This is a genomic window from Allobosea sp. P4_E12 (assembly GCF_056401655.1).
On record NZ_JBFUIY010000026.1, the window covers coordinates 81587 to 92673 of the forward strand.

General features: G+C 66.0%; 11 protein-coding genes. 7 read left to right on the forward strand and 4 right to left on the reverse strand.

What is annotated here, in order from left to right; translation table 11 throughout:
- Nucleotides 1–137: 137 nt before the first annotated feature.
- Nucleotides 138–1502 carry a S1C family serine protease gene (locus AC1DW9_RS26750; RefSeq protein ID WP_476777319.1) on the reverse strand — a complete coding sequence of 455 codons (1365 nt, stop codon included), beginning with the start codon at nucleotides 1500–1502 and terminating at the stop codon, nucleotides 138–140.
- Nucleotides 1503–1819: 317 nt separating this feature from the next.
- Complete coding sequence (locus AC1DW9_RS26755) at nucleotides 1820–2986, reverse strand: GGDEF domain-containing protein (RefSeq protein ID WP_476777318.1); 1167 nt, start codon at nucleotides 2984–2986, stop codon at nucleotides 1820–1822.
- A gap of 248 nt (nucleotides 2987–3234) precedes the next feature.
- Here AC1DW9_RS26755 and AC1DW9_RS26760 point away from each other — a divergent pair, with 248 nt between their 5' ends.
- The 7 genes from AC1DW9_RS26760 to AC1DW9_RS26790 all read left to right on the forward strand — a co-directional run bounded on the left by AC1DW9_RS26760 (nucleotide 3235) and on the right by AC1DW9_RS26790 (nucleotide 8658).
- Entirely contained in the window at nucleotides 3235–3732 is a 498-nt protein-coding gene (locus AC1DW9_RS26760) for an RNA polymerase sigma factor (protein ID WP_441508339.1), read from the forward strand.
- 1 nt (nucleotide 3733) lies between these two features.
- Nucleotides 3734–4540, forward strand: coding sequence for an anti-sigma factor family protein (locus tag AC1DW9_RS26765; RefSeq protein WP_476777317.1), 807 nt, complete (start codon nucleotides 3734–3736; stop codon nucleotides 4538–4540).
- A gap of 100 nt (nucleotides 4541–4640) precedes the next feature.
- Nucleotides 4641–5969, forward strand: coding sequence for a sulfite oxidase (locus AC1DW9_RS26770; protein ID WP_476777316.1), 1329 nt, complete (start codon nucleotides 4641–4643; stop codon nucleotides 5967–5969).
- A 2-nt stretch (nucleotides 5970–5971) separates the two neighbouring features.
- Entirely contained in the window at nucleotides 5972–6319 is a 348-nt protein-coding gene (locus AC1DW9_RS26775; protein ID WP_476777315.1) for a hypothetical protein, read from the forward strand.
- 12 nt (nucleotides 6320–6331) lie between these two features.
- Nucleotides 6332–6721, forward strand: coding sequence for a c-type cytochrome (locus AC1DW9_RS26780; protein WP_441508331.1), 390 nt, complete (start codon nucleotides 6332–6334; stop codon nucleotides 6719–6721).
- 314 nt (nucleotides 6722–7035) lie between these two features.
- Nucleotides 7036–7563, forward strand: a complete 528-nt coding sequence (locus tag AC1DW9_RS26785) for a 2'-5' RNA ligase family protein (RefSeq protein ID WP_441508332.1) — start codon at nucleotides 7036–7038, stop codon at nucleotides 7561–7563.
- Between the two features lie 168 nt (nucleotides 7564–7731).
- Complete coding sequence (locus AC1DW9_RS26790) at nucleotides 7732–8658, forward strand: LysR family transcriptional regulator (RefSeq protein ID WP_476855232.1); 927 nt, start codon at nucleotides 7732–7734, stop codon at nucleotides 8656–8658.
- Here the strand turns inward: AC1DW9_RS26790 and AC1DW9_RS26795 are convergent.
- Both AC1DW9_RS26795 and AC1DW9_RS26800 read right to left on the reverse strand, forming a co-directional pair.
- On the reverse strand, nucleotides 8609–9343 hold the full coding sequence (locus AC1DW9_RS26795) for an SDR family oxidoreductase (RefSeq protein ID WP_476777313.1): 735 nt from the start codon (nucleotides 9341–9343) through the stop codon (nucleotides 8609–8611). The genes AC1DW9_RS26790 and AC1DW9_RS26795 overlap by 50 nt on opposite strands.
- A 223-nt stretch (nucleotides 9344–9566) precedes the next feature.
- The gene (locus AC1DW9_RS26800) at nucleotides 9567–11003 is read right to left on the reverse strand and encodes an IS701 family transposase (RefSeq protein WP_476777546.1); all 1437 of its coding nucleotides are present in this window, start codon (nucleotides 11001–11003) and stop codon (nucleotides 9567–9569) included.
- Nucleotides 11004–11087: the final 84 nt, after the last annotated feature.

Below are 11087 nucleotides of genomic sequence, written 5' to 3' on the forward strand. Positions count from 1 at the left end.
GCAAAGGGGGAAAGAAGGGTCATTCAAGCCTGCTTCTGCGGAGGCAGCCGCCGTCCGCGCAGGTCATGTCTCGTCTCATGCCTCGTCCTCCTCTCCGGGAGCCCTCGGCTGCGGACCGCCTTGATCCAGCTTGGAGACTACCGGCAGGTAATGAAGACGCTCGCCTTCTTCGCCCGCTCGGCAAGATCGGCGGGGTCCAGCTTCTCTCCCGGCAGCCCGACGTCAAATGCGATCTGATTGGCATCGAGAAAGCTCGCTGCCAACGACGCCTTCACGGCGAAGTTGACGTTCTGGGGAAGATCGCCTTGGGACTCAGCCAACTTGATCGCATCGAGCTTTGCGGTGACCACGCCCACGACATTGCCCGAAGCATCGACGAGCGGGCCACCTGAGTTCCCCGATTGCACCGGGGCAGAGACTTGAAGATACCGGCTGTCATCCCGAAGGCCCGCCAGCGCCGTGACATTGCCGAGCGTGAAGTTTCCTGTCGTCGCCAGCAGGTCGGTGTGTGGAAATCCAAAGGCTGCGATGCCTTCTCCCAACCGGACACTGGCTCGAATGGGGAGGGTGCGCTCCACGAGCCCCGCCAGCTTCAACACCGCAAGGTCGTTTATCGCGTCCCGCGCGAGCACCTGAGCGGGACCGGGAGTGCCGCCGTCCGGCCGCGCTGTAATGGTCGTGCACTCCTTGACGACATGGGCATTGGTCAGAATGTGCCCAGCCTTCGAGACGAAGAAGCCTGAGCCGCTGGATCCGGCTTTCTTTGGCGGTTCGGCACTGACCGGCGGCGGAGTTGGAGTCGGGGCAGGGGTCGGCAGGCTAGCGACCTCGGGTTCGCTCTTCTCCCACGGATATCCCCCGCGTTTCACGGTGGGGAATGGCGCTCCCGTCATCGAAGCCCAAAGGGACCCGGAAATGACCGTGACGAGCCGATTTCCGAAGACGGGAGCGTCATCGTCAGACCACGACATATCGAAGCCGAGAATGCCTCCAGCATCGGTATGGTAACGGACGTAGCGGTTATACCTGCCTTGGTTTCCGGTGATGACGAAGAAATCGCCCTTCAGGACTTTGAAGTTGATGTGGTCGCCGCCTCGGACCATCTCCCGCAAAGTGACGTCGTAGGCGGTTTTCACGTCTATGGTCGGGTAGGAATTGAACAAAAGCTTGAATCTGTTGCGCGGCTCCTTGATTTCGACGCCGCGCTCGGTCCGAAAGGCAGCGAGGTCGAGCCCTATCGGGACCCAAATTGAGCGGCCGCGGGTCGGATGGGGAACCCAGCGTAATCCCCAGCCCTTCAGTACCGAGGAGGCCGACGCAAGCATTTGCCCCACCTGGGCCTCCGTGAGGATGCCATTGGGGGCCTCTCCGCGTGCCCGCTGAAGGTCTTTGGTCGCTTCAAAGAGCCTCCGGGAGAAATTTACATTGGGCACGGCCGGCCAATGCCCCGCGCTCGTCAGGAAGACCTGAAACCAGAGTCGGGTGTTGAGCTCGAGGCTCAAGAATGCCCGCTCAGCGTCCCTGAAATTGGGGTCATAGGTTTGCGCGGCAGCTGGCCTGAACGCGGCCAGCAACGCCAACACCAAAGCGATTACTCGCGAACGCATACCCAACCCAGCCCCTCGACGAATTCTAATCTACGGTACGGTTGGGAGAGGTTAAGTCAACGCGCGGATCGACATAGCGTTAGTGCGCAGCCGTGCGCCTGGCACACACGCGCAATTCGGCGGGACAGCACGCTGGTCCCGGCGGGCCCTACGGCTATCGTTGACCGCGACGGCGGCTGGCGACCTTCCCGCGACGGCACCCCCGGTGCGCATCACGCCGCCTCGGACACCCCTTTCGCCCCGGCAATCTGGATGCGGTTCCTTCCTAGCGCTTTTGCCTTGTAGAGGGCGAGGTCGGCGGCCGAGAGCAGTTCGGCGAGGGCGGTTGCGTTCGATGCGGCTTCGGCCAGCCCGATGCTGACGGTTGCCGTCATCTGCAAGCCATCGCTTCTCGCGGCACGTTCGGCAAATTCCCTGGCCACAGTCTCGCCGATCCGGCTGGCTGCCATGCTGTCCAGGCCCGGCAGCAGGATCGCGAACTCTTCCCCGCCCAGGCGGCCGATGACCCCGTTCGCGCCGGCGATGTCGCGCGACACGGCGGCGAAGAGCCTTAGCACCGCATCGCCGGCGTCATGCCCGTAGCGGTCATTGATCGCCTTGAAGTGGTCGAGATCGAAGGCGAGCAGCGAGACCGGCCGTTGCGCCGCGCCATCCCGCAGCGCCCGGGCGCCATGTTCGAAAAACCCCTGGCGGTTGCGCAGCCCGGTCAGGAAATCGGTGCGGGAATCGGCCAGGAGCTGCGCCTGATACTCCTCGCGGATCAGCGCCAGCAAGGCCATCGGCATGGCCATCATGAAGAGGACGGCCTCGTACATCGTGACCTTGGCGAGAACCGGCAGCAGGCTCTCCCCGTAGGTTGTGACGAGCACAGGCGCGACAGTCGCGCGCAGGAGATAGAACAGGCCGTGGCAGACGAAGACCCCGACCGCGATCGGCCGGGATCGCAGGGGCTTCACAGCGCGGCTGCGCAACAGGACAAGCGCCGTCAGGCCGCAGATCGCGGCGATCGGAAGCGAGCCGACATAGGTCCAGAAGAACACCGGAACCTCTTCGCCGCCGATGGCCCAGGCAGCGGCCAGGACAATGAGCACTGCGGCGCAGCGGCCGATGCGTACGCGCTCGTCGAGGCATCTGACGCCCTGGAGAACCAGGAGGTAGCCGAGAACCATGACGATATTGGTGAGGGCTGGGCCGGTGATGCCGGGAAACGCCTCGCGCCTCATGGCCAGCAGGCAGCCAATGGCGAAAGCGACATAGCCGGCGGCCCATATTCCGAGTGGGCGCGAGCGCTGGGCATGCGCCTTGCGCTCCCAGAGCGTCATCGCTGCGGCGACCAGCGATGTTCCAACGGTCAAGTACCAGAGGGTCGGAAGGTCCATGTTCATCGCGTCATTGGGACCTGGCCTCTGGCACGTCAGGCGAGGTCGGGAGGGTCCTTTATGGCAGCGTCACTCCTTTCATGTGCTGGAAAGGAATTAACATTTGTTGAGCTTGACGGCGCACCTCGCGTCATCATCCGAGCCGGAAACCTGCCCGAGCCTTGAGAAGCCCGGGAGCCTCTGCGATAGGATGAGGCCTGAAAGCCATCGCGGAGGGGCTCATCCTGCGTATCGTCGTCGAGCGTGCCCTGCGCCGGAACTGGGACCGCCTGTTTTTCTATGCGCTGCGGCTGAGCGGCAGCCGGGACGCGGCGGCCGATCTGCTGCAATCCTGCGCCATGAAGGCGCTGGCCGCGTCGCCGCCCGAGGAGGACGAGCGTCTCCGGCCCTGGCTCTTCACGATCCTGCGCAATCTCTGGATCGACGAGCATCGCCGCGGGCAGGCCTCTGTGCTTGCCGCCACCGAGGCGGAAGCGCCCGAGGGCGCGTTTTGGCGCCATCATGACAGCCTGATCGCCGAGATCACCGTGCGCCAGGCGCTCGAACGCCTCGATCCGTCGCATCGCGACATCCTCGAACTGATCGATCTCGCCGGGTTTCGCTATGGCGAGGCGGCCGAGATTCTCGGCATTCCCACGGGGACCGTGATGAGCCGGATCAGCCGGGCGCGGGCAGCGCTGCTGGAGGCGATCGAGGGCGGCAATCTCCGCGTCCTGCCCGCACGGCGCCGCCAGGCGGGTGGCTGACATGACCGGGCGCGAAACCATCTCCTGGGATCTGCTCAACGCCTATGTCGATGGCGAGCTGGAGCCGGGCGAGGCGGCCAAGGTCGCAGTTGCGATCGCGGCCGATCGCGAGATCGCCGCCAAGGTCGCGACGCTGACGCATCTGCGCGCCACCATGCGCGCGCTGCCGCCGCAGGAAGAGGCGCCGGCCTTCGTCTTGCCGGAAGCCTCGCCGCCAACACGGCTGAAACCTCGGCCATGGCTGCAGGTGGCCGCCGCGCTGCTGATCGCCTGCGGGCTCGGCGTGGCCTGGTTCGGGCTGTATCGCGCGGACCCGGCAGAACCGCCGCTGACGGCGGCGGTTGCCGCGCATCGGCTTTGGCTCGCGCAAGGGCCGGCCGGCCAAGGGCCCGCGGCGCCGCGCCTCGGCGTCGAACTGGCGGGCGCCGATGTCGATGCCTTGCCGGATCTGTCGCTCGCCTCGCTGCGCCTCGTGCATCTCTCGCTCGACCCCGCCGTGCGGCGCGGCGGCGGCGTGCTTGCCGGCTATGTCGGACCCAATGGCTGCCGCGTCGGCCTGTGGATTGCGCCGGTCGATAACAGCCTGCCGGCACGGCCAGCCGTCCAGGATCGCGATGGTTTCGCGATCCGCGCCTGGCACGGCCACCACGCAAGCTACGCCCTGATCGGGCAGGGCATCGATCCCGCCCGCCTCGATGGCATCGCCGCGCTCGTCGCCAGGCTGACCGAGGATGAACGCAGTATCCCGCGCGAGCAGATCGCGGCGCTGGCCGAGGCGCGCAGCCTCCGCCCGGCCTGCGTCGGCTGACGGTTCTTTCGCTCCGCCAGAATATTTTTCTCGACCTGGAATAAATCGCATCGGCCCGGCGTCGTCTCCAGCGAGGAACATGTCCTCGGGAGAAGACACCATGTTGGAAGACGTCCAGGCGCGGGATGCCGCCGCCGAACCGCATCACGATTCAATCCCCGAACGCTCCACCGCCCCGCGCGCATCGCGACGCCTCCTGCTCGGCGGCAGCCTGGCAGCGCTCGGCGCCTCGCTTGGCGGCCTGCCGCGCCTCTCGATCGTATCGTCGGCTGCCGCGCAGGGCGCTCCTGCTGCCGCGCCCGCAGCCGCCCCGCCAAAGGGGCCGCAGCCCTTCGATTTTCCGGGCAAGGACAAGGGCCTGGTGCTTCTGGGCGATCGGCCACTCGTCGCCGAGACGCCGGAAAGCCTGCTCAATGACGACACCACGCCGATCTCAAAATTCTTCATTCGCAATAACGGTCAGATCCTCGAGCCGGTGGCGAATGCCGAGACCTGGCAGCTCAAGATCGAGGGCGAGGTCGAGGAGCCGCTGACCCTGACTCTGGCCGAGCTGAAATCTCGCTTCGCGGCACAGACCTTCCGGATGGTGCTGGAATGCGGCGGCAATGGCCGTTCCTTCTACCAGCCAGCCGGGCGCGGCAACCAATGGACCAATGGCGGCGCCGGTTGCGCCGAATGGACCGGGGTGCGCCTCGCCGATGTGCTGAAGGCCGCGGGTCTCAAAGCCGGCGCCAGGTTCACCGGCCATTTCGGCGCCGATCCGCATCTCTCCGGCGACACCACCCGCGATGCGATCTCGCGCGGCATGCCGATCGAGAAGGCGCTCGAGCCGCATTCGCTGATCGTCTGGGCCATGAACGGAGAGCCGCTGCCGCATATCCATGGCGGCCCGTTGCGCCTGCTCGTCCCGGGCTGGCCGGCCTCACTCTCGTCGAAATGGCTGAACCGCATCCTGGTGCGCGCAACCCCGCATGACGGGCAGGGCATGGGCGGAACCTCCTACCGCATCCCGACCGTGCCGCTCATTCCCGGGGCGAATACCGACGGCAAGACCAATTTCACCGACATGACCTCGATGCCGGTGCGCTCGATCATCACCGCGCCCGCCAATGGCACGCGCCTGCCGGCTACTACCCGCGAGGTCGCCCTGCGCGGTGCCGCCTGGGCCGGCGATCACGATGTCGCCAAGGTCGAGGTCTCCTTCGATGCCGGCCAGCGCTGGCAGGCCATGACGCTGGCGAAGCCGAAGAACCGCTATGACTGGGTGCGCTGGACCGGCGCGGTGACCCTGCCGAGCGAGGGCTATTTCGAGCTCTGGGTCCGCGCCACGGATTCCCGCGGGGTTGCCCAGCCGCATGTCGCGACCAACTGGAACCCGCAGGGCTACGGCTCCAACCCGTTCCACCGCACCGCGATCCTGGTCGGTTGACGATGGCCGCGCTTCACTCGCTCCGGATGGCCGCTCTTGCGGCCATCCTCCTCGCCCCCGCCGGCAGTTTTGCCCAGGAAGAGACGCCCGAGTCGCTGCCGGATTTCCGCGGCCGCGACGAAACCTTTGGCTACTGCATCGGCTGCCATTCGATGAAGGTCGTCGGCCGCCAGGGCATGGATCGCGTCCGCTGGGACGAAACCCTGAACTGGATGACCGAGAAGCACAGCATGCCGGCGCCCGATCCGGAGATGCGCGCGATCCTGCTCGACTATCTCGCCCAGGCTTTTCCGCCGAAGGCTCCGGCCCAGAGCGGCGGTTGGGTCAGTCCCTTCGCGCCCAAACCATAGGACTCCAACGATATGAAGCTTGCCTCACTGCTGGGGGCCGCGCTGCTCGCGGCCGCCGCCCAGCCCGCCCGTGCCCAGGATGCCGCCGCCGGCGAGAAGGTCTATGCCCAGTGCCGCGCCTGCCATCAGCTCGGCGAGACCGCCAAGAACACGGTCGGGCCGATCCTCAACGGCGTGATCGGCCAGAAGGCCGGAACCCGCGAAGGCTATGGCTACAGCGCCGCGATGAAGGATTCCGGGCTGACCTGGGACGACGCCACCTTCGCCAACTACATCCAGAACCCGCGCACAAAGGTGCCGGGCACCAAGATGATCTATGCCGGACTGAAGGACGAGAAGCGCATCGCCGATCTGCTGGCTTTCCTCAAGCAGTTCGATGCGAGCGGAAAGAAGGGTGGGTGACGGAGCGCGCCCCGGTGCCCTCTAAAGCATCGGCCCGAAACGTGGATTGCGGTTTTCGGGACAGAGCCGGCGCAAATACAAAGGGTTAGATCATCTGACCGGATAGGATTTCCTGTCCTATGATCTAGCCCGGCCGCGCAGGTTGCAGCGCTTCGTGACGATGACGGCTGGATCGGCGCGCGCCTCGGGCTGGCCGGGGTAGGGCAAGGCACGGTCGCCGGGCCGTGGCGGGCATGACGCTCGAAGCCTTGCGGTCTCTCCGTCCCGCTTCTGCAGTTGCAGGAAGGGGCGAGGCGGGGCACACAGGCTGCAGCATGTTCGGCATCACCCTGCGCACGCAGGACCCTGCAAAGCCCTTCTGGGCGCTGGTCGACAAGGCCTCGGCCTTCGAGACCGCGCCCTCGATCCGCGCGCTCGGCTATTTCCCCCACATCACGCTGGCGCGCTGCCCGGCGATCGGGACATCCAGCCTCGCCGCCGCCGCGGAGGCGCTCGCGGGCGAACCGGCCTTCGCGCTGACCTTCGAGCGGATTGAATTCTTCGATACCGAGCCGCTGGTGCTCTGGCTGAATCCCAGCCTCGATCAGCGCCTGATCGAGGCTCACGCAAGGTTGCATGCACGTGTCGATCCCGCACTCTGCGACCCGCATTACCTCGCGGAGCACTGGAGGCCGCATCTGACGATCGCGATGGCGATCGGTGGGACACAGCGGGAGTCTGCTTTCGACTTCGCCAAGCGGCCGTTTGCGCCGTTCACGCTGACCTTCGATGTCGCGGATTGCCTGTCCTGGCCGCCGGTCAGCATCCTGCAGACGCGAACGCTGGACCAAGAGCCGGCTTAGCAATCGCGTGGATTGAATCGGATGCTCGGGCCCGCCTGCGGCGGTCCTCGCTGCACGGGGAAGAGCGGTGCAGCCTGCCCGTTTGCGGGTGATCGGAAGGGCGCGGCGGGTGGTCAGCAGGCGGCCGGCCGCGTAGCATATCGATGCACAATCGCGGACTGCATCGCCATGCTCTCAAGATCGCTCAAGACCTTCCTGACCGTGGCGCGAACGCTGAATTTCACCCGCGCCGCCGAAGAGGTTCATCTCGCGCAGTCGAGCGTGAGCGACCAGATCCAGGCCCTGGAAACTGAACTCGGGGTTGGCCTTTTCACGCGTTCGAGGCTCGGTCTGGAGCTGACGCCTGCCGGAAAAGTTCTCCAGCCCTATGCCGAGGAGCTGACGCAACTGGCGGATGAAGCGCGGGCGGCGATGAGCGCGATCGCGGCGCACCCTGCCGGATCCGTCACCATCGGCGCGTTGGAGACCATCGCGTCGGCGAAGCTCCCGCAATGGCTTGCAGGCTTTTCGCGCAAGCATCCCGAGATCACGCTCACGATCAAGATCGGGAGCAGCGGAGAACTATTGAGGCAACTGGTGGATGGAGACATCGATGTCGCCTTCCGTTTCGACCAGCCGGATCTCGATGAACGTCTGGCCAGGCGTGCGATAGCGACGGCGCCCCTCGTCATCATCGGGTCCCCCGACAATCGCAGCGCGCTCTCCGGGGATCTTGCTGCATTCGCCGGCGCGCGCTTCATCGTCACCGAAGTTGGATGCGTCTATCGGCGGCTGTTCGACGAGGCTTTCGCTCAGGCGGGCCTCGCACGCCCGAGCCCCGCAGCCGAGGTCGGCAGCATCGCCATGATCGTGCGCCTGGTCGCGAGCGGGGCGGGCCTCGGCCTCGTCCCGCGCTTCGCCGTCACCGAGGCCCTGGAGCGCGGCGAGGTCGCGGACGCACCATGGCCCGGACCGCCGCCCTCGCTCTCGATGATATGGCGGCGCCGCCGCATCCAGCCCGCGGCGCTCAAGCATGTGCTGGCCGCCAGCGACAGTTTCGAACCGGTCAGATCAGCCGGTGTCCGCCCTCGACATGCAATACCGTCCCCGTCGTGAACCCGTTGCCCATCAGGAACCGAACAGCGTCCGCAATGTCATCGGGCTGACCGATCCGCCCAACCGGCAGGCGCTCGGCCATGGCGCCCAGCACCTCGTCCTTGCGGTCTCCGGCGACGAAAGCCCAGATCGGCGTGTCGACCCAGCCCGGCGACACCGCATTGACGCGGATCGGCGCCAGTTCGACCGCAAGCGCCCGGACCAGCCCTTCCAGCGCCGCGTTCACGGCCGCCACCGCAGCCCCGCGGGCCGAGGGCCTGTAGGCGGCGATACCGGAGGTGAAGGTGAGCGAGCCATCGCGACCGATCTTCGAGACGCCATGCTTGGCCAGCAGCAGTGGCGCATAGATCTTGCTGTCCACGGCTCTCTGGACGGCCTTCAGGTCGAGTGCGGGCAGGAGTTCGTAAGCGCCCTCGATGTCAGCCACCGTGCAGACGACATGGTCGAGCGCGTAGACGCGCTCGAAGAGCTTCACCACCTGCTCTTCGCGGGACACATCGGCAACGACGGCGGCGAGCGACCCGGGAAAGCCGAGAGCCTCTTCGGCAGCCCGCAACCGGGCTTCATTGCGTCCGACGATGATGACTTCGGCGCCGGCGTCGAGGCAGTGCCGCGCCAGGGCCAGGCCCATTCCAGAGGCGCCTCCGGCGATGAGAACCTTCTTATGCGCGAGTGCTTTATCCATGATGATCGATCCCTGCGGGCTTTGAAACGTCGTCGGCAGACGTCGCAGGCCGGGCGGAGCCTTTGAAGCGGAATAAACCGATCGTGGTATCGGAAGCACCGATGCTTGGCCCTGCTAGATCACCGGACCGGATATCGTATCCAGTCCGGTGATCTAACCCTTTGTCTTTGCATCGGCTTTGCCCCGAAAGCCGCAATCCACTTTTCGGGCCGATGCTTTAGTCTTACTGCGTCATAAATTGCGTGTCTGTCGCAGACGGTCCATGGGCCTTGTGCAGCACGGACATCGTTGCAGGCGGTTGGCCAGGGCCACGGTCAGGCGTCGCCTGAGGGTCGGGATCGAGGTCGGGACATGCCGCTCGGGTCGGACCGGAGGATCCGCGCGGTCGATGACTTTCGGGAAGGCCAGGTGTTTGGCGGCCCTGGGCGCGAGCTGGAGCTGAGGGGGGAATCGTCTCCCTCAGAGAGACCAAGAAGCCGTAGGCGACGATACAGAGACTGGCGTGGTGGTGGAAGCCCCGCCACCCTCGGCCTTCGTAGTGGCCCAGGCCCAGCTCCTGCTTGAGCTCCTGATAGTCTCGCTCGATCCGCCAGCGCAGCTTGGCGGTGTCGACCAACTGGGTGATCGTCGCGTCGACCGGCAAGGTGGAGAGCCAGTACTTGCTCGGCTCGGCCTCGCCCTCAGGCCACTCGATCAGGAGCCACTCTTCGGCATGAGCCTCGGGCCGATTGTAGTCCCGGGAGGCCGGCCGCAGCCGCACGGCGGCGAAGCGGGAACTGAGCTCAGTGTTGGTTCCTTCGCGCCAGGCGATTGTGCGCCAGGTCTCGGCGTCGAGCTCCTCGGCCAGGGCCTTGGCCGAGATCGGCTTATGATTGTCGGTTCGGCCGACTCGAGACGGCGGCCGGCCTCTTCCGCTCCAAGGCTTGGGCGGCAGCGGACTCTCGCCTGGACGCCAGACGCTGAGGGTGGGCTGAACGCCCACCACATAGGTCAGATCAAGCTCGGACAGGCCCGCGCGGAAACCGCCGTCGGCGCCATATCCGGCGTCGGCCAGAACCACGCCGGGCGCTACGCCCTCGGCCTTGGCGGTCTTGATCTGATCAAGCGCGATCTGCGGCTTCGTCTGGAATGTGATCTCTGCGGGGATCTTGGCCTTCTTGCGCTGTTCCGGATCCTCCGCCCAGCTCTGCGGGAGATACAAACGGTAGGCGATCGGAAGCGAGGCTGCGTCATTTGCGATCGATAGGCTCACTGCAACCTGACAATTGTCCTGCTTGCCCAACTGGCCGCAATACTGGCGCGCGACGCCCACCGAGTGCTTGCCCTTCTTGGGAAAGCCCGTGTCGTCGACGATCCACGCCCGGATCGGTCCATGGTGCTCGATCTTTGGAAGGACCCAGTCGCGAACCCGCGCCASCAAGGCCGCGTCCGACCACGGCGCCTGGCCTACGAAATGCAGCAAAGACTGATGCTTGGCCGCCACCCGCGACGGCGCCGTGACGGCCGCCAACGGCTCCACGCTCTTGCGCTCCAGCGGCATCAGCAGTCCGAGGCTGTAATCCTTCAGCGGCTCAGCTCGGTCGGCGTGGCCGATCACCTCAATCAAGGCCTCGACATAGGCGTCGAACGCCGCTTCACTCTCCGCGGTCCAGTCGGTCATGGCGGCGCGCTTCCCTGATCTCGAAGCAGCACCCTAACAAGTCTGCGATCAGCGCGAATCCCCCGCATCCGCGACTTTCTGACT